The sequence below is a fragment of the Streptomyces sp. SLBN-31 genome, from assembly GCF_006715395.1.
Classification (GTDB): domain Bacteria; phylum Actinomycetota; class Actinomycetes; order Streptomycetales; family Streptomycetaceae; genus Streptomyces.
In genome coordinates this window covers 2,224,368-2,250,845 of the sequence record NZ_VFNC01000002.1, presented here as the reverse complement: position 1 = coordinate 2,250,845, position 26,478 = coordinate 2,224,368, and the positions used below count along the sequence as shown (strand labels likewise).

Annotated in this window: 22 protein-coding genes and 1 pseudogene; 19 read left to right on the top strand and 4 right to left on the bottom strand. The window is 71.0% G+C overall.

Annotated features, from left to right (window positions below; translation table 11 throughout):
- The first annotated feature begins 99 nt into the window (after positions 1-99).
- Positions 100-1,041, top strand: coding sequence for a 5-dehydro-4-deoxyglucarate dehydratase (locus FBY22_RS30345; protein WP_142151169.1), 942 nt, complete (start codon positions 100-102; stop codon positions 1,039-1,041).
- Complete coding sequence (locus FBY22_RS30340; protein ID WP_142151168.1) at positions 1,038-2,201, top strand: hypothetical protein; 1,164 nt, start codon at positions 1,038-1,040, stop codon at positions 2,199-2,201. The genes FBY22_RS30345 and FBY22_RS30340 overlap by 4 nt, the downstream gene beginning before the upstream one ends.
- Here FBY22_RS30340 and FBY22_RS30335 read toward each other — a convergent pair.
- Complete coding sequence (locus FBY22_RS30335) at positions 2,138-3,373, bottom strand: MFS transporter (protein ID WP_142151167.1); 1,236 nt, start codon at positions 3,371-3,373, stop codon at positions 2,138-2,140. The two genes, FBY22_RS30340 and FBY22_RS30335, sit on opposite strands and share 64 nt — an antisense overlap.
- Before the next feature lie 145 nt (positions 3,374-3,518).
- On the opposite strand from FBY22_RS30335, the gene FBY22_RS30330 reads away from it, so the two are divergent.
- The 17 genes and pseudogenes from FBY22_RS30330 (at position 3,519) to FBY22_RS30250 (ending at position 22,307) form a co-directional block, all read left to right on the top strand.
- Positions 3,519-4,106 (top strand): TIGR03086 family metal-binding protein, encoded by a 588-nt coding sequence (locus tag FBY22_RS30330; RefSeq protein ID WP_142151166.1) that lies wholly within the window; start codon positions 3,519-3,521, stop codon positions 4,104-4,106.
- Between the two features lie 192 nt (positions 4,107-4,298).
- Positions 4,299-4,973: a GntR family transcriptional regulator gene (locus FBY22_RS30325; protein WP_142151165.1), complete on the top strand. Its 675-nt coding sequence runs from the start codon at positions 4,299-4,301 to the stop codon at positions 4,971-4,973.
- Positions 4,970-5,881 carry a dihydrodipicolinate synthase family protein gene (locus FBY22_RS30320; protein ID WP_142151164.1) on the top strand — a complete coding sequence of 304 codons (912 nt, stop codon included), beginning with the start codon at positions 4,970-4,972 and terminating at the stop codon, positions 5,879-5,881. The genes FBY22_RS30325 and FBY22_RS30320 overlap by 4 nt, the downstream gene beginning before the upstream one ends.
- On the top strand, positions 5,878-7,614 hold the full coding sequence (gene araD, locus FBY22_RS30315; RefSeq protein WP_142151163.1) for an L-arabinonate dehydratase: 1,737 nt from the start codon (positions 5,878-5,880) through the stop codon (positions 7,612-7,614). Before FBY22_RS30320 ends, araD begins: the two co-directional genes overlap by 4 nt.
- Before the next feature lie 160 nt (positions 7,615-7,774).
- A complete protein-coding gene (locus FBY22_RS30310; protein WP_142151162.1) occupies positions 7,775-8,710 on the top strand; it encodes a carbohydrate ABC transporter permease in 936 nt (311 codons plus the stop codon).
- Entirely contained in the window at positions 8,707-9,594 is an 888-nt protein-coding gene (locus FBY22_RS30305) for a carbohydrate ABC transporter permease (RefSeq protein ID WP_142151161.1), read from the top strand. The genes FBY22_RS30310 and FBY22_RS30305 overlap by 4 nt, the downstream gene beginning before the upstream one ends.
- A 52-nt stretch (positions 9,595-9,646) precedes the next feature.
- Positions 9,647-10,792, top strand: coding sequence for a Gfo/Idh/MocA family protein (locus FBY22_RS30300; protein ID WP_142151160.1), 1,146 nt, complete (start codon positions 9,647-9,649; stop codon positions 10,790-10,792).
- Positions 10,792-11,637 carry a PmoA family protein gene (locus FBY22_RS30295; protein WP_142151159.1) on the top strand — a complete coding sequence of 282 codons (846 nt, stop codon included), beginning with the start codon at positions 10,792-10,794 and terminating at the stop codon, positions 11,635-11,637. The genes FBY22_RS30300 and FBY22_RS30295 overlap by 1 nt, the downstream gene beginning before the upstream one ends.
- Positions 11,634-13,139, top strand: a complete 1,506-nt coding sequence (locus tag FBY22_RS30290) for a glycoside hydrolase 43 family protein (RefSeq protein WP_142151158.1) — start codon at positions 11,634-11,636, stop codon at positions 13,137-13,139. Before FBY22_RS30295 ends, FBY22_RS30290 begins: the two co-directional genes overlap by 4 nt.
- A gap of 192 nt (positions 13,140-13,331) precedes the next feature.
- Complete coding sequence (locus FBY22_RS30285) at positions 13,332-14,669, top strand: sugar ABC transporter substrate-binding protein (RefSeq protein WP_142151157.1); 1,338 nt, start codon at positions 13,332-13,334, stop codon at positions 14,667-14,669.
- 90 nt (positions 14,670-14,759) lie between these two features.
- Positions 14,760-15,551 carry a rhamnogalacturonan acetylesterase gene (locus FBY22_RS30280; protein WP_142151156.1) on the top strand — a complete coding sequence of 264 codons (792 nt, stop codon included), beginning with the start codon at positions 14,760-14,762 and terminating at the stop codon, positions 15,549-15,551.
- A gap of 55 nt (positions 15,552-15,606) precedes the next feature.
- Positions 15,607-16,878, top strand: a complete 1,272-nt coding sequence (locus FBY22_RS30275) for a polysaccharide lyase family 1 protein (RefSeq protein WP_260845212.1) — start codon at positions 15,607-15,609, stop codon at positions 16,876-16,878.
- 70 nt (positions 16,879-16,948) lie between these two features.
- Positions 16,949-18,073: a pectinesterase family protein gene (locus tag FBY22_RS30270; RefSeq protein WP_142151154.1), complete on the top strand. Its 1,125-nt coding sequence runs from the start codon at positions 16,949-16,951 to the stop codon at positions 18,071-18,073.
- Between the two features lies 1 nt (position 18,074).
- Positions 18,075-19,103, top strand: a complete 1,029-nt coding sequence (locus FBY22_RS30265; protein WP_142151153.1) for a pectinesterase family protein — start codon at positions 18,075-18,077, stop codon at positions 19,101-19,103.
- Positions 19,090-20,249, top strand: a pseudogene (locus FBY22_RS30260) (dienelactone hydrolase family protein). The gene FBY22_RS30265 and the pseudogene FBY22_RS30260 overlap by 14 nt, the downstream one beginning before the upstream one ends.
- 38 nt (positions 20,250-20,287) lie before the next feature.
- Positions 20,288-21,400 carry a right-handed parallel beta-helix repeat-containing protein gene (locus FBY22_RS30255; protein WP_142151152.1) on the top strand — a complete coding sequence of 371 codons (1,113 nt, stop codon included), beginning with the start codon at positions 20,288-20,290 and terminating at the stop codon, positions 21,398-21,400.
- 109 nt (positions 21,401-21,509) lie between these two features.
- On the top strand, positions 21,510-22,307 hold the full coding sequence (locus FBY22_RS30250) for an HAD family acid phosphatase (protein WP_142151151.1): 798 nt from the start codon (positions 21,510-21,512) through the stop codon (positions 22,305-22,307).
- Here the strand turns inward: FBY22_RS30250 and FBY22_RS30245 are convergent.
- From FBY22_RS30245 to FBY22_RS30235, 3 genes are all read right to left on the bottom strand, one after another.
- On the bottom strand, positions 22,304-24,502 hold the full coding sequence (locus FBY22_RS30245) for a family 43 glycosylhydrolase (protein ID WP_142151150.1): 2,199 nt from the start codon (positions 24,500-24,502) through the stop codon (positions 22,304-22,306). The two genes, FBY22_RS30250 and FBY22_RS30245, sit on opposite strands and share 4 nt — an antisense overlap.
- A 340-nt stretch (positions 24,503-24,842) precedes the next feature.
- Positions 24,843-25,688: a DotU family type IV/VI secretion system protein gene (locus FBY22_RS30240; RefSeq protein WP_142151149.1), complete on the bottom strand. Its 846-nt coding sequence runs from the start codon at positions 25,686-25,688 to the stop codon at positions 24,843-24,845.
- Complete coding sequence (locus tag FBY22_RS30235; RefSeq protein WP_142151148.1) at positions 25,685-26,251, bottom strand: SigE family RNA polymerase sigma factor; 567 nt, start codon at positions 26,249-26,251, stop codon at positions 25,685-25,687. The genes FBY22_RS30240 and FBY22_RS30235 overlap by 4 nt, the downstream gene beginning before the upstream one ends.
- Positions 26,252-26,478 lie beyond the last annotated feature (227 nt).

Here is a 26,478-nt window from a genome sequence, read left to right as displayed (position 1 = left end):
GCGCGCTTGACCGGCCCGGAGAGCGCTCCTTAGGGTGGCGATGTTCAGAAATATAGACACCGATCACAAGAACGTACGCGCCTGCCTCAGGGAGAGCCCGTGACGCCTGCCCCCCTCGCCGCTCGCCTCAGCATCCCGAGCGGGCCGCTGTTCTTCCCGGTCACCGCCTACCGCCCGGACGGCTCCCTCGACCTGGGCGCCTACCGCACCCATGTGCGCCAGGGCGTCGAGGCCGGGGCCGCCGCGGTGTTCGCCTGCTGCGGCACCGGCGAGTTCCACGCGCTCACGCCGGAGGAGTTCCAGACGTGCGTGCGGGCTGCGGTCGAGGAGACGGCGGGGCGGGTGCCGGTCGTCGCGGGTGCCGGGTACGGCACCGCGCTCGCCGTGCGCTACGCGCGCCTGGCCGAGGACGCCGGCGCCGACGGGCTGCTCGCCATGCCGCCGTACCTGGTGGTCGCCGGGCAGGAGGGGCTGCTGCGCCACTACCGCGAGGTGGCCGCCGCTACCGCGCTGCCGGTGATCGTCTACCAGCGCGACAACGCCCTGTTCACCCCCGAGACCGTGGTCGAACTGGCCCGCACGGACGGGATCATCGGCTTCAAGGACGGCCTCGGCGACCTCGACCTGATGCAGCGCGTCATCAGCGCCGTCCGCACCGAGACCTCCGGCGACTTCCTCTACTTCAACGGCCTGCCGACCGCCGAGCAGACCCAGCTCGCCTACCGCGCCATCGGCGTCCCGCTGTACTCCTCCGCCGTGTTCTGCTTCGCCCCGGAACTCGCCCTCGCCTTCCACGCGGCCCTGAACTCCGGTGACGACACCACCGCCCGCCGGCTCCTGGACGGCTTCTACCGCCCCTTCGTCGAACTGCGCGCCCAGGGCCGCGGATACGCCGTGTCCCTGGTCAAGGCCGGTGTACGACTGCGCGGACTGGACGTCGGCGAGGTCCGGCCGCCGCTGCACGAGCCGACCGAGGACCACGTGAAGCAACTGGCCCGGCTGATCGAGCGCGGCCACGCGCTGTTGGAGGAGGGCAAGTGAAGGCGTCGGCTTTCGTCTACCCCTGGGACGTCAACGGACATCCCGAGGCCGCGCGGCGCATCGCCGGCCTCGGCGTGCCGCAGGTGACGCTGGCCGCCGCCTACCACTCCACGCGCGCCCTGACCCCGCGCCACCCGCGCCACCGCATCGTCACCGCCGAGCACGCCGCCGTGCTGTACCCCACGGACGCGCGCTGGGAAGGGCGTCGGTTGCGCCCCTACGCGGCCGGCGACTGGGCGCCCGGCGACGCGTACGGCGAGGCCGCGGAGGCCCTCGCGGACGCCGGCCTGGAGGTGCACACCTGGGTCGTCCTCGCCCACAACTCCCGCATGGGCGCCGAGCATCCGGCCACCTCCGTCGTCAACGCCTACGGCGACCGCTACCCCTGGGCCCCCTGCATCGCCCAGCCCGCCACGCGCGTGTACCTGACCGACCTCGCGGCCGAGGCGGCCGTACGGCCCGGGGCGCGCGGCACCGAGTTGGAGTCCCTCGGCTGGTACGGCCTGCAGCACCTGCACGCCCACGACAAGACGGGCGGGGTCGGACTCGGGGACGCCGGGCACTACCTGATGTCGCTCTGCTTCTGCCCCGTCTGCCGGACGGGGTACGGCGCCCAGGGCCTCGACCCCGACGCGCTGGCGGCCGCCGTACGCGACGCGCTGGAGCCGCTGTGGCGGGGCGAGCCCGACGACGGGGGCTGGACCGGGGTGGAGAAGCTGCTGGGCGAGGAGAGGGCGGCCGCCACGCGCGCGTGGCGCGACGAGACCGCCCGCACGCTCCAGGAGAGGGCCGTACGGGCCGTGCGCGAGGCCGCCCCCGACGGCTTCCAGGTCCTGCTGCACGCCGACCCGACGACGTACCGCGTCGGCGCCAACCCGGGCGTCGATCCCGCGCACATCCTGGGTGTCGCGGACGGTGTGGTCGTGCCCTGCGCGGGCGGCCCCGGCCTGCTGACGCCCTTCGCCGAGCAGGGCCGCGAGGACGCCGTCATCGCCGCCAACCTCCCCGTGGTCGCGGGCATGGGCGGCAGCCCGGGAACGCTGGCCGCGGACGCGGCGGCGGCCCGGGAGTGCGGCGCCACCGAACTGCGGCTCTATCACGCCGGGTTGGCGTCCGACGACGACCTGGAGGCGGTGCGCTCGGCACTGGCGTCCCGCTGACGCAGCGAGACCGCCGTCGCCAGCAGTCCCGCGCCCACGGCCAGCAACAGCGGCCGGAAGCCGGTGACTTCGACCAGACCGGCGCCCAGGGCGAGGCCGACGACGTTCGGGGCGTACATCAGGGTGCCGGCGGTCGCGGTGACCCTCCCGAGCAGCGCGTCCGCGGTTCCACGCTGTACGGCGGTCATCGCGGCGATCAGCACGCAGGGCAGTCCCGCCCCGATCGCCGCGCCGCACGCCAGCGCCACCGGGTCGGACGGCACCGCCCGCCCCGCTACCGCGACCGCCGTAAGAGCGATCCCGCACGCGGCGAACCGGCGTTCCCCGAGCCGCCGCAGCCCGGCCCCGCTGACCAGCCCGACCGCGACCGAACCGGCGCCCTGCGCCGCGTAGAGCGCGCCCGCGTAGGCGGGGGAGTGCCCCAGACCGTCGACGACGGCGTAGACCAGCGCGCCGTTGAGGCCGGCGCACAGCATCGTCGCCCCGCCCGCCACGACCAGGGGGCGCAGGCGGCGGTGCCCCCACAGGAAGCGGGCGCCCTCGGCGGTCTGCGCTCGCCACGCGCGCGTGGCCGGCTCCGGCCGCATCTCCCGCACCCGCACACACGCGTAGAGCGCCGCCGCGCACACGAAGGTCGCCGCGTCCAGCAGGGCCACGCTCGGACCGCCGCAGGCCGCGTAGACACCGGCGCCCGCCGGCGGGGCCAGCAGTTTCATGCCCTCGACGGCCGTGGTGCGCAGGCCGTTGAAGTCGCCGAGCAGCTCCGGGGCGACGGCGGCGGCGACGAGCGCGGACTTGGCCGCCTCGTGCACGACCGAGGCGGTGCCGTACACGAACAGCACGGTGAACAGCAGCCACAGCCGGCCGGGGGAGTCGACGGCCAGGAGGGCGGGCAGCAGGGCCGCCGGCAGCAGGTTGAGCGTGATCAGCAGCGGCTTGCGGCGCATCCGGTCGGCGAGCGTGCCCAGCGCCGGCCCGGCCGGCGTGGGCGCCCACAGGGCGAGCATGCACAGGGCGGCGAGGCCGTCCGAACCGGTCAGGTCCCTCACCCACACCCCGGAGGCCAGCCACAGCGCGGAGGTACCGAAACCGGAGACCAGCAGGGCGGCGAGACACAGCCGCGCGCGGCGGTCCCGCAGCACGCGCACCAGGGGCCAGGTCGATGTCGTCATGCCTGCTCATCGTGGTCCTGAGGCCGGGGTGCCGGGATCGGTCATGTGCCGTAGACCTGGATGCGAGGGACTCCGGCGGCACCGGGCGATGAGTTTCGGGGGCCGTGCGGGTCTGCCTCTTCGACACGACTGTGAGGAGCGGTGAATGACCGACACGATCCTGGACCTCGGACCACAGGCACGGATCATCGCGCGGCTCGCGGAGGGCGTGCGGGACGAGCAGCTGGCGGCGCCCACGCCCTGCCCCGGCTCCGCGGTGCGCAACATGCTGGGCCACGTGCTGCACCTGTCCGTCGCCTTCCGCGACGCCGCCCGCAAGGACCTGGGCGTCACGACCGACGGCAACCCGGGCGCCGCCGCCCCGGAGATCCCCCCGGGCTGGCGCGAGGAACTGCCCAAGGCCCTCGACGAACTGGCCGACGCCTGGCGCGACCCGGCGGCCTGGACCGGCATGACCAGGGCGGGCGGAGTGGACCTGCCCGGCGAGGTCGCCGCCGCCGTCGCGGTCGACGAACTGGTCATCCACGGCTGGGACCTGGCGCGCGCCACCGGCCTGCCGTACACCCCCGACCCGGCCGCGCTGCGGATGTCGTACGACTTCCTGTTCGCGGCGGCGGAGGATCCCAGTCGGGGCGGCGGCATCTTCGGCCCGGTCGTCCCGGTCCTGGCGGACGCACCGCTGCTCGACCGGGCGGTGGGCCTGAGCGGACGGGACCCGGGCTGGACGGCCTAGCAGCGTAGCCGGGCGCGGGTGGTTCGTGGCCGGTCGCACCCGACGCACTCACCGTGCCCCGGCAACCTCAACTTCCTCTGCCGGAAGCATTGACGAAATCTTCGCCCTCTCCTACCTTCAACGCGTCGTACTTCGTACGTCATATATGAGACGCGATACGCGAGATCAGATACGCGACATCGAGAGGGCCGCATGACCTCTGTGCCCACGCCGATCCCGTCCCGCACGCAGTACGTGCTGGACGCGATCAAACACCGCATCCTCACCGGGCAGTTGACGCCGGGACAGGCTCTGGTCGAGACCGAGCTCGCCGCGCAGTTCGGGGTGTCCAAGACCCCCGTGCGGGAGGCCCTCAAGACCCTGGCCGGAACCGGGCTCGTCGTGATGAACCAGTACAAGGGCGTCACGGTGCGCATGGTGGACGCGGACATGGCGCGCGAGGTCTACGACGTACGGCTGCTGCTGGAGCCCGAGGCGCTGAAGCGCGCCGTACGCCGCAAAGCCTCCCTGGCCGCCGCGCGCGACGCCCTCACCCGGGCCGACGAGGCGACCGACACCGCCGAACGGTCCCTCGCCAACCGTGAGTTCCACCGCGCCCTCTACCTTCCCTGCGGCAATCCGCTGCTCGGCCGGATGCTCGACGAGGTCCGCGACCAGGCCGCCCTGGTCTCCGCGGTCGCCTGGGCGGCCTCACCCTCCTGGGAGCGGGAGGCCGGCGAGCACCGGGAGATCCTGCGGCTCGCCCTGGACGGCGACGCCGACGGTGCCGCGCGCGCCCTGCACGACCACATCGCGTCGTTCGTGCGGCGGGCGTTTCCGCAGGCCGCGGAACTGCCCATGGCAACCGAAGAGGAAGGTCAGGAATGAGCGGCGTGACGTTCGAGACCCAGCGGGCGGCCCTGGCCGACGTGGTGGCGATCCCGGTGACCCCGTTCGCCGAGGACGGCTCCGTCGACACCGTCGCCCACCGGGCCCTGCTGCGTCGGCTGCTCGACGGCGGCGTCCGCATCCTGACCCCCAACGGCAACACCGGCGAGTTCTACGCCCTCACCCCCGAGGAGCGCCGCCTGGTCACCGAGCTGACCGTCGACGAGGCGGGCGCCGGCGCCGCGATCCTCGTCGGGGTCGGCCACGACGTGCCCACCGCCATCGCCTCCGCACGGCACGCCCGCGAACTCGGCGCCCAGATGGTGATGGTCCACCAGCCCGTCCACCCCTACGTCTCCCAGGCCGGCTGGGTCGACTACCACCGCGCCATCGCCGAGGCCGTTCCCGAGCTGGGCGTCGTCCCGTACATCCGCAACGCCCAGCTGTCCGGAGCCCGGCTCGCCCAGCTCGGCGAGGCCTGCCCGAACGTCATCGGCGTCAAGTACGCCGCCCCGGACGCCGCCAAGTTCGCGGCCTTCGCGCGGGACGCGGGGCTCGACCGCTTCGTGTGGGTGGCCGGACTCGCCGAGCCCTACGCGCCCTCCTACTTCTCCGCGGGCGCCACCGGCTTCACCTCCGGCCTGGTCAACGTCGCCCCCTCCGTGTCGCTGAACATGATCGAGGCGCTCCGGTCCGGCGACTACCCGGCCGCCATGAAGGTCTGGGAGCAGATCCGCCGCTTCGAGGAACTGCGCGCCGCGCACGGTTCCGCCAACAACGTCACCGTCGTCAAGGAGGCCCTCGCCTCCCTCGGCCTGTGCCGCCGCGACGTCCGGCCGCCGAGCCGGACGCTGCCCGAGGACGAGCGCGCCGAGGTCGCCGCGATAGCCGCCGGGTGGGCGATATGACCGGCCGAGAGCGGATGAGCGAGGAGGAACTGCGCAGCCATCAGTGGTACGGCACCGAGGGTCAGTTGCGGACCTGGTCGCACAACGCCCGGATGCGCCAGCTCGGTTACGAGGCGGAGGAGTACCGGGGCCGCCCGGTGATCGCCGTCCTGAATACCTGGTCCGAGATCAACCCCTGCCACGTCCATCTGCGCGAGCGCGCCGAGGCGGTCAAGCGCGGGGTGTGGCAAGCCGGTGGCTTCCCACTGGAATTCCCGGTCGCCACGCTCTCCGAGACGTACCAGAAGCCCACCCCGATGCTCTACCGCAACCTGCTCGCGATGGAGACGGAGGAACTGCTGCGGTCGTATCCGATCGACGCGGCGGTGCTGCTCGGGGGCTGCGACAAGTCGACGCCGGCGCTGCTGATGGGCGCGGCCTCGGCCGACGTGCCGTCGCTCTTCGTGCCCGCCGGGCCGATGCTGCCCGGGCACTGGCGCGGGGAGACCCTCGGCTCCGGCACCGACATGTGGAAGTACTGGGACGAGCACCGCGCCGGCAACCTCACCGACTGCGAACTGCGCGAACTCCAGGGCCGGTTGGCGCGTTCCCCGGGGCACTGCATGACCATGGGGACCGCGTCCACGATGACCGCGGCGGCGGAGGCCCTCGGCATGACCCTGCCGGGCGCCTCCTCGATCCCGGCCGTCGACTCCGGGCACGAGCGGATGGCAGCCGCCTCCGGACGCCGTGCCGTGGAGCTGGCCTGGACCGGGCTGAAGCCGTCGCAGATCCTCACCCCCGAGGCCTTCGAGGACGCCGTCACCACGGTGCTCGGACTCGGCGGCTCCACCAACGCCGTCATCCACCTGATCGCCATGGCCGGCCGGGCGGGCGTCGACCTCACCCTGGACGACTTCGACCGCATCGCGCGCACCGTGCCGGTGCTGGCGAACGTCCGGCCCGGCGGACGGACGTACCTCATGGAGGACTTCCACTTCGCCGGCGGCCTGCCCGCCTTCCTCTCCCGGATCACCGACCTGCTGCACCTGGACCGGCCGACCGTCAACGGCACCCTGGGCGAGCAACTGGAGGGCGCCGTCGTCCACGACGACGACGTCATCCGCACCCGCGAGAACCCCGTCGCCCCCGAGGGCGGTGTCGCGGTCCTGCGCGGCAACCTCTGTCCCGACGGCGCCGTCATCAAGCACATCGCCGCCGAGCAGCACCTGCTGAAGCACACCGGTCGCGCGGTCGTCTTCGACGACTACAAGACCATGCAACGCACCATCGACGAACCGGAGTTGCACATCACCGCCGACACCGTGCTGGTGCTGCGCAACTCGGGACCCAAGGGCGGCCCCGGCATGCCCGAGTACGGCATGCTGCCCATCCCCGACCACCTTCTCAAGCAGGGTGTGCGGGACATGGTGCGGATCTCCGACGCCCGGATGAGCGGCACGAGTTACGGCGCGTGCGTCCTGCACGTGGCACCCGAGTCGTACGTAGGAGGACCGCTGGCCCTCGTCCGCACCGGCGACTCGATCACCCTGGACGTCGAGGCCCGGACCCTGCGACTGGACGTCGACGAAAGCGAGTTGGAGCGCCGAAGGGCGGAGTGGACGCCGCCGCCCACCCGCTACGAGCGCGGCTACGGCGCGCTCTACAACGAGCAGATCACCCAGGCGGACACCGGCTGCGACTTCGAGTTCCTGGCAAGGCCGGGCAAGGCCCCTGACCCGTACGCAGGTTGACCGGTCCCACCAGGGGCGCGGGGAACTGCGCGAGACCCCCACCGACCCGCACTCGCCGCGCAACAGCAAGAGGCACCCCGTACCGCGAACAGGGGCCGACCTCCGCATATCGAGAAAGCGCTTCCCGTACGACGTACCGTACCGAGAACGGAGAACAGTCATGGCCCAAGCCGCAGCCGTGGCGAAACCGCCCGCGCCACCCCGGCGGCGCCGTGCCTCCGCCACGCCCCGCAGGCTCCCGTACCTGCTGATCGCACCGGCGGCCCTGCTGATGCTGGGCTTCATCGCCTACCCCGTCATCAGCGTCTTCTACTACAGCCTGCAGAACTACAACCCCACCAAGCCGTGGCGGAACGGCTACGCGGGCTTCGACAACTTCGTGCAGATCTTCACCAAGGACACCCAGTTCTGGGACACGCTGACCTTCAGCACCAAGTGGGTCGTCGTCGAGGTCGGTCTGCAGCTGCTCTTCGGTCTCGCGCTCGCGCTGATCGTCAACCAGACCTTCGTGGGCCGCGCCCTGGGCCGCGCGCTGGTCTTCTCCCCGTGGGCCGTCTCCGGCGTGCTGACCTCCGCGATCTGGGTGCTGCTCTACAACTCCCAGACAGGAATGACCCGTTACCTCGCGGACATGGGCATCGGCTCCTACGGCACGAGCTGGCTGTCGGACACCTCGACCGTCTTCCCCGCGGCGCTCGTCGCCGACCTGTGGCGAGGCGTCCCCTTCTTCGCCATCCTCATCCTCGCCGACCTCCAGTCCGTCTCCAAGGACCTCTACGAGGCCGCCGAGGTCGACGGCGCAAGCCGCCTCAAGCAGTTCTGGCACATCACCCTGCCCCACCTGAAGGACGCGATCGTCCTGTCGACGCTGCTGCGCGCGGTGTGGGAGTTCAACAACGTCGACCTGCTCTACACCCTCACCGGCGGCGGACCGGCCGGCGAGACCACGACCCTGCCCCTCTACATCGCCAACACCAGCGTGGACGCCCACAACTTCGGCTACGCGTCCGCCCTGACCACGGTGGCGTTCGTGATCCTGCTCTTCTGCTCGATCGTCTACCTGCGGCTGAGCAAGTTCGGAGGCGACCAGAAATGATCACCGAGATCGCCCCCGCGCCGCAGCGCGTGTCCTCCGAGCCCGCCCGCCGGCCGCGCGGACGGCGCCGCGCCTGGGACGAGGTACCCCGATGGCACATCTACGTCCCCCTGTCGATCTACCTGCTCTTCACCCTGATCCCCTTCTACTGGATCCTCCTGTTCGCCCTGCGCCCGGCCGGCTCCACCTCGCTCCTGCCCTGGCCGATGACCTTCGACCACTTCGAGAAGGTCTGGAACGAGCGGGCGTTCGGCACCTACTTCCAGAACAGCGTCCTCGTCGGCATCGCGACCCTCGTGATGACGACCCTGGTCGCGCTGGCCGGCGGCTACGCCCTCGCCCGGTTCGACTTCAAGGTCAAGAAGGGCTTCATGCTGGCCCTGCTGTGCACGCAGTTCGTGCCGGGTGCCCTGCTGCTGGTCCCGCTCTTCGAGATCTTCGCCAACCTGCGGATGATCAACTCGCTGGCCAGCGTCATCATCGCCGAGACCGTCTTCCAGCTGCCCCTGTCGATGATCCTGATCAGCGGCTTCATCCGGAACGTGCCCTACTCCCTGGAGGAGGCCGCCTGGGTCGACGGCTGCAACCGCTTCACCGCCTTCCGGATCGTCGTCCTGCCGCTGCTGCGGCCCGGGTTGATCGCCGTCGGTTCCTTCGCCTTCGTGCACGCCTGGAACCACTTCCTGTTCGCCCTGATGTTCCTCTCCGACCAGGGCAAGCAGACCATCCCGGTCGGCCTCAACACGCTGATGAGCGCGGACAGCGTCGACCTCGGCGCCCTCGCCGCGGGCGGCATCATCGCGGCCGTACCCGTCGTGATCGTCTTCGCCTTCATCCAGAAGTGGCTGATCACCGGCTTCAGCGCGGGGGCGGTGAAGGGATGAGAGCGTCTCCGATGCCTACCCTGCACGCACGAACCAGCGCAGGGAGGATCCCATGAGCACCGTAGACATCGTCCTGGCGGGCGCGCGCGGCCACGGCCGCTGGCACCTCGACAACATCCGGCGCCTCCAGGACAAGGGCATCGTCCGGCTGGCGGGCATCTGCGAGCTGACCCCGCTCGGCGCCGACGAGATCCCCGAGGGTCTCGGCACCCCCGAGCAGTCCGCCGACTTCGGCGCCCTCCTCGACTCCACCGGCGCCCGGATCGCGGTGATCTGCACGCCGATCCCGACCCACACGGACCTGGCGCTGACCGCCGCGGACAAGGGCGTGCACGTGCTGCTGGAGAAGCCGCCCGCGCCGTCGTACGCGGAGTTCCGCCGGATGGCCGACGGGATCGCCGCGGCCGGGGTCGCCTGTCAGATCGGGTTCCAGTCGCTGGGCTCGCACGCTGTGCCCGCGATCCGCGAGATGATCGCCGAGGGTGCCGTCGGCGAGATCGTCGGGATCGGCGGGGCCGGAGCCTGGGCGCGGCCGGAGTCGTACTACCGGCGGGCACCCTGGGCCGGCAAGCGTCGGCTGAACGGCGTCGACGTCATCGACGGTGTGCTGACCAACCCGCTCGCCCACGCCGTCGCCACCGGCCTCGCGCTGAACGGCTCCCCGCGCGCCGAGGACGTCACCGGCGTCGAGCTGGAACTGCTGCGCGCCAACGACATCGAGTCCGACGACACCTCCTGCGTCCGCGTCTGCACCGCGCAGGGCCGCCAGGTCACCGTCGCCGCGACCCTGTGCGCCGAGGAGCCCGGCGAGCCGTACGTCCTGATCCACGGCACCAGCGGCCGGATCACCTTCTGGTACAAGCAGGACCGCGTCCTGCTCCAGCGCGCGGACCACGGTCCCGAGGAGTACGAGTACGGCCGCACCGACCTGCTGGAGAACCTGGTCGACCACCTCACCGACGGCGACGACCTGCTGGTCACCCCGGACGCGACGGGCGCCTTCATGAAGGTCGTCGAGGCGATCCGGCTGGCCCCCGACCCCGCCCCGCTGCCGGCCACGGCCTGGCAGCTGCTCCGCGACGAGGAGCGCCGGGTCGTGCCCGGCATCGACGCCCTGGTCGCGGCCGCCGCCGACACCCTCGCCCTCTACTCCGAACTCGGCGCCGCCTGGGCCCCACCGAAAGAGGTGAGCACCTGATGACGACCAACGACTCGCCGGTCCTGCGCGTTTCGGGCCGCCCGGTCGGCCGCTACGTGACCCGGCCCGAACTCCCGGCCCGGCTGTCCCCGCGCCCCTATCTGCACCCCGTCACCACCCTGGCCGGCACGGCGGTCACCGAGCTCAGCCCCGCCGACCACACCCACCACCTCGGCGTCGGTGTCGCCGTTCCCGACGTCGAGGGGCACAACTTCTGGGGCGGCCGGACCTACGTCCGCGACAAGGGCCCCACCGAGCTGGACAACCACGGCGCCCAGCGCCACATCTCCTTCCAGCTGCGCGACCCCGACGGCTTCGTGGAGGAGCTGCGCTGGGTGGCATCCGGGGCGGAGCTGCTGCGCGAGCGCCGCACCGTGGCGGCCACCGAACTCACCGACGCCGCCTGGGCGCTGGACTTCACCTTCTCCCTCACCAACGTCACCTCGGGACTGCTGTCCATCGGCAGCCCGGCCACCAACGGCCGCCCGGGCGCCGCGTACGGCGGCTTCTTCTGGCGGGCCCGCAAGGAGCGGGAGGCCCCGCACGTCTTCACCCCCGACCGCGAGGGCGAGCCGGCGGTGCACGGCAGCCGCGCCGACTGGCTCGCCCTCGCGGGATCCACCTGGACCCTCGTCCTCGCCGGTGCCACGGACGCCACCCGGCGCGACCCGTGGTTCGTGCGCACCGCCGAATACCCGGGCGTGGGCTCGTCGTTGGCGCACGAGGAGCGGCTTGCGATCGAGCCCGGCGACACCGTCGTACGCCGTGTCGTCACCGTCGTCGCCGACGGGCGGCTGGGCCGCGACGAGGCGGCGGCGCTGGTCCGCAAGGCGGTGAGCCGGTGACGACGTACACCAACCCCGTCCTGAACGCCGACTGGTCCGACCCGGACGTCCTGCGCGTCGGCGACGACTTCTACCTCACCGCCTCCAGCTTCGGCCGCGCGCCGGGCCTGCCCCTGCTGCACTCGCGCGACCTGGTCAACTGGACGCTGGTCGGCCACGCCCTCGAACGTCTCGAACCCGAGGCCGAGTTCAGGACGCCGCGGCACGACTGCGGTGTGTGGGCGCCGGCGTTGAGGTATCACGACGAACGCTTCTGGATCTTCTGGGGCGATCCCGACCAGGGCGTCTTCCAGGTCAACGCCCCGGCGGTGCGCGGCCCCTGGACCAGGCCGCACCTGGTCAAGGCCGGGAAGGGCCTCATCGACCCCTGCCCGTTGTGGGACGAGGAGACGGGTGACGCCTACCTGGTGCACGCCTGGGCCAAGTCCCGTTCGGGGGTGAAGAACCGCCTCACCGGCCACCGGATGCACCCCGACGGCACCGAGGTCCTCGACGAGGGCAAGCTGATCGTCGACGGCGACCGGATCCCGGGCTGGTTCACCCTGGAAGGCCCCAAGCTCTACCGGCACGACGGCTGGTTCTGGATCCTGGCTCCCGCGGGCGGGGTGGAGACCGGCTGGCAGGGCGCCTTCCGCTCGCGCGGCTTCTTCGGGCCGTACGAGGAGAGAATCGTCCTGGAGCAGGGGGAGACCGACGTCAACGGGCCGCACCAGGGCGGCTGGGTACGCACCGGGACCGGCGAGGACTGGTTCCTGCACTTCCAGCAGCGGGGCGCGTACGGCCGGGTCGTCCACCTGCAGCCGATGCGCTGGGGGAGCGACGGCTGGCCGGTGATCGGCGACGACGAGGGCGCCCCCGTCGCCGTACACGAGACGCCCGGTCTGCCGCCGCAGCCGCCCGCGGCACCGGCCACCGACGACGACTTCCCCGGCGGACGCTTCGGCCGCCAGTGGAGCTGGACCGCCAACCCCCGGGACGGCTGGGCCACCCAGCACTCCGGCGACGGCCTGCGGCTGTCCTGCGTCCGCTCGGCCGACGCCCACGACCTGCGCAGACTCCCGAACGTCCTCACCCAGCGGCTGCCGGGCACCCCCTCGGCCGTCGAGGTGGAGCTGACCCTGCACGGCGAGGAGCCGGGAGCCCGGGCGGGGCTCGCGGTGCTCGGGGACGCGTTCGGCTGGATCGGGCTGCAACGGGGCGGCGACGGGGCGGTGCATGTGGTGCACCGGTTCGCCGAGGCCGTCGCCGAGGCCGAACGGGACGCGGACCACCCGCGGCTCGCACCCGAGGGACGCGTGCGGCTGCGGATCGAGATCGGGGCGGGGGCGCGCTGCCGCTTCTTCTACGACACCGGTCGGGGCCCGTGTCCGTCCGGACCCGTCTTCGCCGCCACCCCGTGGCGCTGGGTCGGCGCCCTGCTGGGGCTGTTCGCCGTGGCGCCCGCCGGAACGGGACACGCCGGCGCGGCAACCTTCACGCACTTCAGGATCGACTCCCTGTAACTCGCCGCACCGCCGCAAGGCCGCACCGCGTCAACGCACCGCACTGCCGCAACGCACCGCATTCGTAAGCCTGTTGGGAGCCGCCATGACGCACCCCAGTAGCAAGCGCTTACTAGGTGCGGGTGCCGCTTCGACCCGCACGACCTCCACAACCTCGCAACTCCGTTGGAACCAGAAGAAGAGAGCCGGCCAATGAAGACCAGCATCCGCAGAAACAGGCGCGTCGTCGTCGCCGTCGCCCTGGGCTCCGTACTCGCCCTTACCGCCACCGCCTGCGGCGACGACGGCAGCGGCAGCGCGGGGGACAAGGGCAACGAGGGGTCCGGCAAGGGGGAGATCACCTTCTGGGACAACAACGGCGGTGTCCGCACCGACATCTGGAAGCAGATCATCTCCGACTTCGAGAAGAAGTACCCGAACATCAAGGTCAACTACGTCGGCATCCCGGCCGCGAGCGCCCAGTCGAAGTACGACACCGCCATCCAGGGCGGTGGCCTGCCCGACGTCGGCGGCGTCGGCACCGCGATGCTCGCCGAGGTCGCCGTCCAGGGCGCGCTGGAGCCGCTGGACAGCCGGCTGGCGAAGAGCCCGCTGAACGGCAAGCTCAGCCAGAACCTGCTGCAGAGCAGCAAGGCGGCGGGCGGCGGCGACCAGCTGTACCAGATCCCGACCTCGTCGAACAACGGCACGCTGTGGTACCGGACCGACCTGTTCGACAAGGCCGGGCTTGACGCGCCGACGACGTGGGACAAGTTCTTCACGGCGGCCGACAAGCTCACGAACAAGGGCAAGAACCAGTTCGGGTTCACCATCCGCGGCGGTGAGGGGTCCATCGCCCCGGCACTGGACGCGGCGTACAGCCAGAGCGGCATCACCTCGTTCTGGAACGGCGACAAGACGACGGTCAACGACCCCAAGAACGTCGCCGCGCTGGAGAAGTACGTCGCCCTGTACAAGAAGGACACCCCGTCCGCCGACGTCAACAACGACTTCACCAAGATGGTCGCGCAGTGGGACAGCGGCACCATCGGAATGCTGAGCCACAACCTCGGCTCGTACCAGGACCATCTGAAGGCGCTGGGCGCGGACAAGTTTCGGGGCCTGCCGAACCCGACGCAGGCCGACGGCACGCGCGTGCAGATCTCCAACCCGGTCGACGGGCTGAGCCTGTTCAAGTCCAGCAAGAACAAGGCGGCCGCCTGGAAGTTCGTCGAGTTCGCCGTCTCGCACGCGGAGAACTCGAAGTTCAACCAGTCCGCCGGGCAGATCCCGGCGAACACGGACGCCGCCAAGGACGCGTGGATCCAGAAGGCCGAGCCCACGAAGCTGGCGGCCGAGGCCCTCAACGGCACCGGCACGAAGATCGTGCAGCTGCCCTACTACCTGCCGGACTGGAACACCATCTCCAAGGCCGACAACGAGCCGAACTTCCAGAAGGTGCTGCTCGGGAAGATGAGCGTGAAGGACTTCCTGAACACGCTGGCCGACCAGCTGAACAAGGCGCAGGCGGACTGGAAGCAGAACCACTGACGGTGCCGGGTTCGGTCGCGGGGGACTGCGGGCCGTCGTGGCTGGTCGCGCAGTTCCCCGCGCCCCTTGAGGTCAGAAAGGTGCACGCTCTTGTCAGTCACCCGTAGACAGGTCACCGCGGCGACGCTTGCCGCCCTGCCCCTCGCCTTCGCGGCCAACGGCACCGCTCAGGCCGTCCCTCGGCGGCGCACGCTGTACATCGCCGGTGATTCCACCGCCGCCCAGAAGTACGCCGACGCCGCCCCGGAGACCGGGTGGGGCATGGCCCTCCCGTTCTTCCTGCACAAGGACCTGCCCGTCGCCAACCACGCGGTGAACGGGCGCAGTTCGAAGAGCTTCATCGACGAGGGCCGGCTCGCCGCCGTCCTCGACGCCATCCGGCCGGGGGACCTCCTGCTCGTCCAGTTCGCGCACAACGACGAGAAGAGTGAGGACCCCGCCCGGTACACCGAGCCCTGGACGACGTACCAGGACCATCTGCGGCTGTACGTCGAGGGCGCCCGTGCCCATGGCGCCCGCCCGGTCCTCGCCACCCCCGTCGAGCGGCGCCGCTTCGACGCGAACGGCAACGCCGTGCCCACCCATGGCGACTACCCGGCGGCGATGCGGGCGCTCGCCCAGGAGGAGCAGGTGGCGCTGCTCGACATCGAGGCGCTGTCGCTGGCGCTGTGGCAGTCGCTCGGGGTCGAGGCGACGAAGACGTACTTCAACTGGACGGACACCGAGCAGGACAACACGCATTTCAACCCGCCGGGCGCCATCGCCGTGGCCCGGCTCGTGGCGCAGGAACTGCTGCGCACCCGGGTGCTGGCCCGGCACGACGTCGTCCGGCTGCACGAGGACATCCCCACCTCGTGGATCACCTGGCCACCCGCAAGCTGAGGAGAACCGCACAGTGCGTACACGGAAATGTCATGGACGTGTCATAGCGTCCGTCGTGGGGTGCACCGCCCTGGTCCTCGGTGTCACCGGGACCGCCTCCGCCCACGCCCAGCCGAGGGACCTCGGCCGGCAGACGCTCGGCGCGAGCGACGGCTGGGGCTCCTACGGCACCGGCACCACCGGTGGCGCCGCCGCCGACGCCGCGCACGTCCACACCGTCACCGACTGGGCCGGCTTCAAGGCCGCCCTGGCCGACGGCGGCAGCGCACCGAAGATCATCAAGGTGAAGGGCACCATCGACGCGGACGGGCCCGGCTGCGCCTCCTTCGAGGTGCCGGGATACGACTTCGACACCTATCTGAAGACGTACGATCCCGCCGTCTGGGGCCGCGACAAGAACCTGGACGGCGAGCCGGACGCCAGCCCCGAGGGCCTGCGCCGTGCCTCACAGGCCAACCAGGACGTCTACATCAAGGCGAACGTCCCGGCCAACACCACCATCGTCGGCATCGGCAGGGACGCCGGCTTCAAGGGCGCCAGCCTGCAGATCAAGGGCGTCGACAACGTCATCGTCCGCAACCTGAGCCTGGAGAGCCCCCTCGACTGCTTCCCGCAGTGGGACCCCACCGACACCGCCGACGGCAACTGGAACTCCGAGTACGACAGCGCGGTGGTCTACGGCTCCTCCCACGTGTGGATGGACCACGACACCTTCACCGACGGCGACCACCCGGACAGCACGCTGCCCCACTACTACGGCCGGATATTCGAGCAGCACGACGGCGAGCTCGACATCGTCAAGGGCGCCGACTACGTCACCGCCTCCTGGAACGTCTTCGAGGACCACGACAAGACGATCCTCATCGGCAACAGCGACAGCGCCTCGACGGCCGCGGTGGACCGGGGCCACCTGAAGGTCACCTTCCACCACAACCTGTTCTCGAACCTCGTCGAGCGCGCACCCCGGGTGCGGTTCGGCCAAGTGGACTCCTACAACAACCACTTCGTCGCGGGAGACGGCTACTCCTACAGCTACGGCATCGGCATGGAGTCCCAACTCGTCGCCGAGCACAACGCGTTCACGCTCCCCGACGGGGCCGAGGCCGGTTCGATCCTGAAGAAGTGGAAGGAGGCGCCGCTGACCGCCGACGACAACTACGTCAACGGTGAGCCGACCGACCTGATCGCCGTCCACAACGCCCAAGTGCCCACGGAGATCCTCCAGTCGGGCGCCGGATGGACGCCGACCCTGCGCACGAAGGTCGACCCGGCCAGGGCCGTCCCCGGGATCGTCGACCACTGCGCCGGCGCGGGCCAATTGCGCTGACGCCCCCGGGCCGGGGCGCACGACGCCCCGGCCCCCTCTCCCCAGAGCCGCACTGCGAAGGACCACTCGTATGCCCTCGCCGCAACTCCACCTGCCCAGAAGGGGCTTCCTTCTCGCCGCTGCCGGGGCGGCCGCCACGCTCGGCCTCGCCACCGCCCCCGCGCGAGCCGCCGAGCGGGCCTGCCCCTTCGGCCGGTACGGGTCGCCGGACCGCCGCCTGACCCCGCGGACCCTGTACGTCGACCCGCACGGACGGGGCGACTTCACCTCCGTCCAGGCCGCCGTGACCGCCGCGACCGGCAGCGGCCGGACGCTGGTCATCGCGCCCGGGACGTACCGGGAGACCGTGCTCCTCGACGCCACCCGCACGGAGGCCACCTGGCTCGGCGCCTCGGAGGACCCCCGGGACGTCGTCATCGTCTTCGACCACGCCAACGGCACGCCCAAGCCCGGCGGCGGCACCTACGGCACCACCGGATCCGCCACCACCACCGTCCAGGCCGACGGCTTCACCGCGCGCTGGATCACCTTCGCCAACGACTGGCTGCGCGCCGACCACCCGGACATCACCGGCACCCAGGCGGTCGCCATCAAGGTGCAGGGCGACCGGAGTTCGTTCACCCACTGCCGCTTCCTCGGCCACCAGGACACCCTGTACGCCGACTCGATGGCGCTCGGCACCTTCGCCCGCCAGTACTACGCGCACTGCTACGTCGAGGGCGACGTCGACTTCGTCTTCGGGCGGGCCACGGCCGTCTACGACCGGTGCCACTTCCGCACCCTGAACCGCACCGACCTGGCTGCCGCCCCCTACGGCTTCGTCTTCGCGCCCTCCACGGCGGTCGCCAACCCGCGCGGCTACCTGGTGACCGGGAGCCGGGTGAGCAGCGAGGCCCCGGACGGCTCCTACAAGCTGGCCCGCCCCTGGGTGCCAGGCTCCGACACCACCGCCCGCCCGATGCTCACCGTCCGCGACACCCACCTCGGCCCCGGCATCGACGCGGTCGCGCCCTACACCAACATGTCCGACACCTACCCGTGGCAGGACCAGCGGTTCGCCGAGTACCGCAACACCGGCCCCGGCGCGGTCGTCAGCGTGCCCGCCAACCGCCCCCAACTCACCGACGAACTGGCCGCGTCGGCGACCCGCACGGCCTACCTCGACGACTGGACGCCCTGGAAGGAGGGCCGCTGAGATGCGCCGGCGCACCCTTCTCACCGGCATCACCGCCGGCCTTGTGACCGCGGGCACCACGCCCGCCTTCGCCGGCAGTGGCCGAACCCTGCACGTCCGGCCCGGCGACAGCGTCCAGGCGGCCGTCGACGCGGTGGACGGACCCGGACGGACCATCGTCGTGCACCCGGGGACGTACCGCGAGGTCGTCGCCGTCCCCGCCGACAAGGCGGACCTGACGATCCGCGGGGCCACCGGCGACCCACGCGACACCGTCATCGTCTTCGACAACGCGGGCGGCACGAAGAAACCCGACGGCACCACCTACGGCACCGCGGGCTCCGCCACCTTCACCTCGGCGGCCCCGGGCCTGACCGTCCGCGACCTCACCCTCGCCAACGACTGGCTGCGCGCCGACCACCCCGACATCACGGGCACCCAGGCGGTGGCCGCCTACACCTACGGGGACCGCACCCACTTCGACAACGTCCGCCTGCTCGCCCACCAGGACACCCTCTTCGTCGACACGACCGCGCTGGACGCCTTCGACCGGCAGTACTTCTCCCGCTGCTACATCGAGGGCGACGTCGACTTCGTCTTCGGACGGGCGACGGCGGTGTTCGAGCGCTGCCACTTCCACACACTGCCACGGGACGTCTCCTTCACCCCCAAGGGCATGGTCTTCGCGCCCTCCACCGCCCGCGCCAACCCGCACGGCATCCTCGCCGTCCGCTCCCGGATCACCTCCGGCGCGGAGGACGGGGCGTACAAGCTGGCACGGCCCTGGGTGCCGTCGTACGAGACGACCGCCTGGCCGTCCCTGGTCGTGCGGGACACCTGGATCGGGCCCGGGATCGATCCGGTCGCCCCTTACACCAACATGCGCGACGCCTACCCCTGGCAGTCCATGCGTTTCCACGAATACGCCGACTCCGGTCCCGGCGCGGTGATCTCGGTGCCGGAGAACCGGCCCCAGCTCACCCCGGAAGAGGCCCGGGCGCACACCATGCGGACCTATCTCGGCGACTGGTGTCCCCGTGTCGAGGGCTGAGCCGCCGAACCGGCGCACCTTCGTCACGGGGGCCGCCGCGGCGGCCCTCCTCGGCACGGCGCCGGGGACCGCCCAGGCCGCGGACCTCGTCGACGGCACCCTCCCCGACTTCCACCAGGCCCTGAGGGACGAGCTGAACTTCCCGCTCGCGTGGGGCACTTCGCCCGTCCGCGACTTCCGGGCCTGGCGGCGGGCCGCCCGCGCCACCGTCGAGGAGCACCTCCTCGTCCCACGGCAGGACGGACGCCGTACGCGCCCGACCACCAGAAGTCCTCCCGCGGTGACGGCCACACCCGGGAACTGGTCACCCTCTCCCTCACCCGGTACGAGCGGGTCCGCGCCGCCCTGCTCACCCCGGACGGGCCCGGCCCGTTCCCCGCCGTGCTCCTGCTGCACGACCACGGCGCCAGGTTCGACATCGGCAAGGAGAAACTCGTCCGGCCCTGGTACGACGACACCCGGCTCGCCTCCGCCGAGGCCTGGACGGAGAAATACTTCAGCGGGCGGTTCGTCGGCGACGAACTGGCCCGGCGCGGCTACGTCGTGCTGTGCGCGGACGCGCTCGGCTGGGGCGACCGCGGGCCCCTCGCCTACGACCAGCAGCAGGCACTCGCCTCCAACTTCTACAACCTCGGCTCCTCGCTCGCCGGACTCATGGCCCGCGAGGACGCCCGCGCCGCCGCATTCCTGGCCGGCCTCGACCGGGTCGACGCCCGCCGCGTGGCCGCCGTCGGCTTCTCCATGGGCGGCTACCGGGCCTGGCAGACGGCCGCGCTCAGCGACGACATCGCGGCCGGCGCCGCCGTCTGCTGGATGACCGGCCTGAAGGAAATGATGGTGCCCGGCAACAACACGCTGCGCGGGCAGTCCTCGTACTACATGCTCCACCCCGGGCTCGCCCGGCACCTCGACATCCCCGACGTGGCGAGCATCGCCGCCCCCAGGCCGATGTTCTTCCTCGACGGCGAGCAGGACCCGCTGTTCCCCGCCGAGGGTGTCCAGGCCGCCTACGCCAGGCTGCGCGCCGTCTGGACCTCCCGCCACGCCGGGGAACGGTTGCGCACCGACACCTGGCCGGGCCTCGGCCACGTCTTCACGCGACCCATGCAGGACGAGGTCTTCGGCTGGCTCGACGCCGTCCTGTGAACCATCCCCCCACCCGCACGAGCAAAGGACCGCTCTCCATGTCTCGTCCTACCGCACTCGCCACCCTCGCCGCCCTCGCCGTCGGCGCGGGCCTCGCCGTCCTGCCCACCCAGGCGCAGGCCGCCACCGTGGTCGTCAGCAACTCCACCGACCTGTCCAACGCCATCAAGAACGCCACCGCCGGCACGGTCATCCAGGTCCGTGGCGGCACCTACTACCCGACGGCCACCCTCCAGTCCACCGCCAACGGCACCTCCTCGTCGCCCGTCACGCTCACCGCGTACGGCTCGGAGACCGTGAAGATCGACGGCTCGTCCCTGCCCTCCGGCTCCTGGATCTTCAAGCTGACCGCGGACTACTGGAACGTCTCGAACATCACCTTCCAGAACTCCCCGGACAGCGCGGTCGTCTGCCAGTCCTGCACCGGCACCAACTGGAACAACGTCAAGACCATCAACGGCGGCGACTCCGGCTTCACCCTCACCGGCGACGGCACGGTCAACAACACCGTGAAGAACCTGGACAGTTACGGCAACTACGACGCCGCCACCCACGGCCAGAACGCCGACGGAGTCGCCATCAAGTTCGGCTCCGGCACCGGCAACCAGGTCACCGGGGCGCGCCTGTACAACAATTCGGATGACGGCATCGACCTGTGGTCCTTCTCCTCGCCGGTCACCATCGAGCACACCTGGTCCTTCGGCAACGGCAAGAACCGCTGGGGCGACAGCGCCTTCGAGGGCAACGGCAACGGCTACAAGCTGGGCGGCAACGGCCCCGCGGTCGCCCACGTCGTCAACAACTCCGCCGCCTGGGACAACGCGGGCAACGGCTTCACCGAGAACTCCAACACCGGCGCGATCGTCATCAACCGCACCACGGCCTATGCCAACGCCAAATGGGGCTACTACTTCGCCACCGGCGCGGCGAAGCTCGGCAAGAACCTGGCCGTGAGCAACGCGGGCGGCTCGGTGAGCAAGGGCTCCTCGGTCACCTCGGCAGGCAACAACTGGGACTCCGGCATCTCCACCCCGGCCTTCAGGTCGACCGACGCGACGACCGTCTACAACGCCCGCCGGTCCGACGGCTCCCTGCCCGCGACGACCTTCCTGACGACGGGCAGCTCCACCATCGGAGCGACGATGAACTGAACCGGAACCCTCCCGTCCAGGGCGCTTGACCCGTTTTTTGCCTCCGATCGAGGTATCGATCGGGCAACGGGGCTCGCGCCCGCGGGGGTGACGCGCGTAGAAACCTGTCATGCATAAGCCACTGCGTATCGCGGCGATCGCCGCAGCGTGTGCCCTCTCCGGCGGCGCCCTCTACGGCGCCGGTGCGGCCACGGCCGGACAGTCCACGGCCAACTCCACTCACGAGCCCTACAACATCGGGCTCCTGGTGAAGGACATCGACACCTACTACGGCACCACGGCGGACGCCAACGGCGTGTACCAGGCGTCCCCGGACAGCCCGTACGCCCAGGACCTGGCGCACATCGACGCCGCCGCCCACAAGTACATCGACCAGGCGGCCCGCAAGGCCCACCACCGTGGCGAGAAGCCGGCCGTCGTCTTCGACATCGACGACACGCTGCTGCTCAGCCTGGACTACGAGAAGCGCTACAACTACACCTACAACTCGACCACGTGGGCCGACTACGTGAACAAGGCGGACCGCCCGGGCGTCTTCGGCAGCGCCGAGCTGGTCCGCTACGCCGAGTCCAAGGGCGTCGAGGTCTTCTACAACTCCGGTCTGAGCGAGGCCCAGCGCAACGCCGCCGTCGAGAACCTGAAGAAGATCGGCGCCGATGTGAACCTCGACGCCGACCACATGTTCCTCAAGGACAAGGCCAACCCGCCGGCCTACCTGTCCTCCTGCGCCACGCCCGGCACCTGGACCTGCACCACCGTGCAGTACAAGTCCGGCACCCGCGAGCACATCGAGGACGACCTCGGGTACGAGATCGTCGCCAACTTCGGCGACCAGTACTCCGACCTGGAGGGCGGCTACGCCGACCGCACGTACAAGCTGCCGAACCCGACGTACTTCGTCAGTTAGTCCCGTACGGGCCTGATCGACTCCAGGGTCGGCACGACCGGCTGAAGGGTACCGTCCGCGGCGAACCACAGCCGGTCGACGGTCGTCTCCCGGTGCATGCCGTCACCGCCGGGCTGTCCCGGCCCGGCGAGGGCGAACCGGTGGTAGACGATGTACCAGTCGTCGGTGCCGGGCACGTTCACCACGGAGTGGTGGCCGGTGCCCAGGATCCCGTACTCGGGACGCTTCGACAGGATCGTCCCCCGCTCGGTCCACGGGCCGAGCGGGGACGGTCCCGTCGCGTAGGCGACGTGGTAGTCCTCGCTGCGGGTGTCGTCCTCGGACCAGGTGAAGTAGTACGTGCCCTTCCGCTTGACCACGAAGGAACCCTCGCGGAAGCCGGCCGGCGTGATGTCCTTCACCTTCGCCGGGTCGTACGACGTCATGTCGTCGTTCAGCGGGACCACGTACCCGTGCCCGTTGCCCCAGTAGAGATACGACGTCCCGTCGTCGTCCGTGAAGACGGCCGGGTCGATCATCTGGCCCCCCAGCGAACCGCCCTTCGCCACCAGGGGTTTGCCGAGGGCGTCCTTGAACGGGCCGGCCGGGGAGTCGGCGACCGCGACGCCTATCTGCTGCTCGGCGCAGAAGTAGAAGTAGTACTTGCCGTCGCGCTCGGCGATCGCGGGCGCCCACGCGTACTTGTCCGCCCAGGAGACGTCCGGACCGAGGTCCAGCACGACTCCGTGGTCCTTCCAGTGGACCAGGTCGCGGGAGGAGTACGCCTTGAAACTCGTGCTGCCCCAGCCCTGGTTGCCGTCCGTCGTCGGATAGATCCAGTACCGGCCGTCCAGATAGGCCACGTCCGGGTCGGCGTTCAGGCCGGGCAGGATCGGGCTCCGGGTGCGCACGGCCTCGACCGTCCAGGTGCGGCTCGTGCCGTCGGCCGCGGTCACCGTGTACGTCCGCGAGGTGCGGAAGTCGCGGTGCGTACCGGACGCGGGAGTGATGGTCGCGCCCTGGGCGACCGCGATCCTCGGCGCCAGGTGCGCGAGGTCGGCGTCGGGCTCCATGGGCAGCACGACCTTCGACGCGCCGTCGGTGACGACGGCGTACCCCTTCTGGTCCTTCGCCGTGGCGTCCATGACCGAGGTGGGGGTGCTCGGGTAGGCGGCCAGCAGCCGGTCGTACTCCTCCTGCGTCACCGGCATCACCGTGCCGTGCCTCGGACTCGCGGGCAGTTGGTAGTCCTTCGACATCGTCCACTTGCCCGAGTCGAGGTCGGTGGTCTCGAACGGGACGTAGCCGCGCTCGCCGTACTCGTCGATGAACAGGTACCACTTCTTGTCGGTGTTGGACCGGAAGACCGTCGGCCCCTCGCCGCGGGCGATCGACCCGCTGCCGATGCAGTCGGAGACGAAGTCGTACGTGGCGGAGGTCAGGCTCGTCGACTTCTCGGCGGTGATGAACTTCGAGCAGGGGGAGTCGGAGGAGGGGTTCCGCTCGTCCTTGGTGTAGCGGTAGTACGTGTCCCGGTACTTGACCACCGTCGAGTCGATCACCGAGTAGCCCGGGTCGTCCCAGACCTTCGGCGCGCTGAAGGTGCGGAAGTCCTTGGTGGTCGCGTACATCATGCGGTTGTACTGGTCGCCGGTGTGGTCGGGGTCGTCGTCGGCGTACAGCTTGGAGGCCCAGAAGACGACGTACTCGCCGAGCGAGTCGTCCCAGTAGGCCTCCGGCGCCCAGGTGTTGCCCGCGTTGTCGGGGGCCACCTTCACCAGCCGCTGGTCGGTCCAGTGGACCAGGTCGGTGGACTCCCAGATCATGATCGACTTGCTGCCGTGCCGCTGGACCTGGTCCCAGCTGCCGCTGCTGTTCCTGTACATCCGCAGGTCGGTGGCGATCAGGTAGAACTTGTCGCCCTTGGGGGAGCGGATGACGAACGGGTCGCGCAGCCCCTTCTCGCCGATCGTCGACGTCAGCACCGGCTTGCCCTGGTTCAACTCACGCCAGTGCAGCGGGTCGTTGCCCCGGCTGAGGGCGTAACGGATCTGTTCGCCGTCGGCGGTGCCCTCGCCCGTGAAGTAGGCGAAGAGATAGCCGGCGTACCTGGGGTGTTTCACGGGCGGGGCTCCTGAGTGGGCGGTACCGGGCGGTGCGGCGAACAGGCCGAGGAGGAGGGCGAGGCAGACGACGAGCACGGCTCTGGGGCGCATCGGCGATCCTGTCGGAGTGTGGGGGTTTCTGTTGGGAGTTGCGCGCCTTCGGAGTGTTCCCAGCGGGAAACTGCGCGTCAACAGGCAGAGGCGGGCAGGAGGCGGGCGAAACTTTCGATGCACCGGCCCCGGAACGACGGACGCCCCGCCGGTCGTCACCGGCGGGGCGTCACTGTCGCCGACGAGGGGGGCTCTGTCGGCGGCTGCTGACCGAGGGGGGCTCAGGTCAGCAGGTCCACTGAGAACGTCATACCGTCCTCCGTCCGTTCTTACGCACTACTAGGGACGTCGAAAGGGGAGGTGAGGTTGTGTCACCGTGGGAACCGGTGGCGCGCGGGCGTCATGAGCCGTCCGCGCCGCTTGTGTGCGCCGCGAAGTCGCCGCCCACCGCGCGCTTCTCGCCGTCCGCCGTCGCCCGGACCGTGTAGCCGTCGTCCTCGGCGTCCCGGCCGCCGCGCTGGTGGTTGTACTGGCCGGCGAACACCCACTCGCCCTTGGGGACCGTACGGCCCGCCTTGAGCGTCCAGGTGTACACCAGATACCCGTCCCGCTCGCCGACGGTGAGGTCGAAGTCCTGCTCCGGCAGCGAGCGCCAGGCACCCGCGTTGCTCACCCCGCCGGTCTGCGCGATCCTCAACTGGACGGTGAGAGAGGTGAGTTGGGTGCTGGTCTTGAAGGTGACGTTGCTCTGCGCCCAGAAGTCGTTGCTGTGCGGGTCCACCGAACCGTCCGCCCACAGCGGGCCGTCGCTCTCACCGCCTGCGGACGGCAGCACGGTGACGGAGGGCCTCGTCGGGGACGGGGTGCCGCTCGGCCGGTGGGTGCCGGGCGCTCGGCTCGGGGACGGTTCCACCGGCGGCACGGGCGCCCGGCTCGTGGCGTCCGGCGACGGCGTGGGCGTCGGGGACACCGCGACCGTCTGCCGCTGCGGGGGAGTGTCGTCCTTCACCGCGGACGCCACCGCGTAACCGCCGACCGCGAGCATGCCCGCGACCGCCGTCGTGGCACCCACCACGCGCACCCAGCCCCACAACGGCGGCCGCGTCGCCCGGTGCCCGGCACGGTCCGCCTCGGGGCTCATGCCCCGCTCGATCCTGGCCAGCATGCGGGCCCGGTCCGGCTCGTGCGCCTCGGCCGCCTCGTGCAGCCGGGCGCGCAGCTCGTCGTGCACGTCCTGCTGCCTCATCGCGCCGTTCCTCCGGTCTCGCCGCCGCGCGCCATCGCCGCGTGCACCTTCTGTGGGCCGCCCCGAGAGCCGAGGATCTTCTGCAGTTCGGCCATCCCCTTGGACGTCTGGGACTTAACCGTACCCACGGAAACACCCAGGGCGAGCGCGGTGTCCTTCTCCGACAGGTCGAAGGCGTGCCGCAGCACCACGCACGCCCGTTTCCGGAACGGCAGGCGGCGCAGGGCCTCCTGGACGTCGACGACGCCCGCGATGTCGGGGTTCTCCGTCTTCTCCTCGCGCTGCGACCAGAACAGCGAGACGCGCCGGCGTTCGCGGACGGCGCTGCGGATGCGGGTGCGGGCGAGATTGGCGACGACTCCGCGGGCGTAGGCGACCGGGTGGTCCGCGGAGCGCACCCGGTCCCAGCGGTGCCACAGGGCGAGCAGCGCGTCCGCCGCCAGGTCGTCGGCGGCGTCCGCCTCGCCGGTCAGCAGGTGGGCGAGACGCGAGAGTTCGGCGTAGTGCCGTTCGAAGAAGGCATGGAACTCCACGGAGGCTGCGTCGTCGACGACAGTGCCCACGGGCGACCTCTCTGTGCGTGTCATGTGAATGACATGTGATCATCCGGAGTGGCCCGGTCGAGATCCGGAAGCGTAGCAGCGATGGACCACCCGCTCTCGTACGGGCCTTCGAACATGGTGTGACGGGTCGGCCGATTCCGTAACACGGAGAAAACCTGAAACGCGTTCGACGCGGGAACAATCCAGCCAGCATCCGCACCCGTCCCCTCAGGTACCGAGGAGCACCC

Excerpts from the sequence above, each read along its gene's own strand:
- FBY22_RS30335 (WP_142151167.1), bottom strand. The coding sequence starts at position 3,373 with ATGACGACATCGACCTGGCCCCTGGTGCGCGTGCTGCGGGACCGCCGC.
- FBY22_RS30330 (WP_142151166.1), top strand. The coding sequence starts at position 3,519 with ATGACCGACACGATCCTGGACCTCGGACCACAGGCACGGATCATCGCG.
- FBY22_RS30325 (WP_142151165.1), top strand. The coding sequence starts at position 4,299 with ATGACCTCTGTGCCCACGCCGATCCCGTCCCGCACGCAGTACGTGCTG.
- FBY22_RS30320 (WP_142151164.1), top strand. The coding sequence starts at position 4,970 with ATGAGCGGCGTGACGTTCGAGACCCAGCGGGCGGCCCTGGCCGACGTG.
- araD (WP_142151163.1), top strand. The coding sequence starts at position 5,878 with ATGACCGGCCGAGAGCGGATGAGCGAGGAGGAACTGCGCAGCCATCAG.
- FBY22_RS30310 (WP_142151162.1), top strand. The coding sequence starts at position 7,775 with ATGGCCCAAGCCGCAGCCGTGGCGAAACCGCCCGCGCCACCCCGGCGG.
- FBY22_RS30305 (WP_142151161.1), top strand. The coding sequence starts at position 8,707 with ATGATCACCGAGATCGCCCCCGCGCCGCAGCGCGTGTCCTCCGAGCCC.
- FBY22_RS30300 (WP_142151160.1), top strand. The coding sequence starts at position 9,647 with ATGAGCACCGTAGACATCGTCCTGGCGGGCGCGCGCGGCCACGGCCGC.
- FBY22_RS30295 (WP_142151159.1), top strand. The coding sequence starts at position 10,792 with ATGACGACCAACGACTCGCCGGTCCTGCGCGTTTCGGGCCGCCCGGTC.
- FBY22_RS30285 (WP_142151157.1), top strand. The coding sequence starts at position 13,332 with ATGAAGACCAGCATCCGCAGAAACAGGCGCGTCGTCGTCGCCGTCGCC.
- FBY22_RS30270 (WP_142151154.1), top strand. The coding sequence starts at position 16,949 with ATGCCCTCGCCGCAACTCCACCTGCCCAGAAGGGGCTTCCTTCTCGCC.
- FBY22_RS30265 (WP_142151153.1), top strand. The coding sequence starts at position 18,075 with ATGCGCCGGCGCACCCTTCTCACCGGCATCACCGCCGGCCTTGTGACC.
- FBY22_RS30255 (WP_142151152.1), top strand. The coding sequence starts at position 20,288 with ATGTCTCGTCCTACCGCACTCGCCACCCTCGCCGCCCTCGCCGTCGGC.
- FBY22_RS30250 (WP_142151151.1), top strand. The coding sequence starts at position 21,510 with ATGCATAAGCCACTGCGTATCGCGGCGATCGCCGCAGCGTGTGCCCTC.
- FBY22_RS30245 (WP_142151150.1), bottom strand. The coding sequence starts at position 24,502 with ATGCGCCCCAGAGCCGTGCTCGTCGTCTGCCTCGCCCTCCTCCTCGGC.
- FBY22_RS30240 (WP_142151149.1), bottom strand. The coding sequence starts at position 25,688 with ATGAGGCAGCAGGACGTGCACGACGAGCTGCGCGCCCGGCTGCACGAG.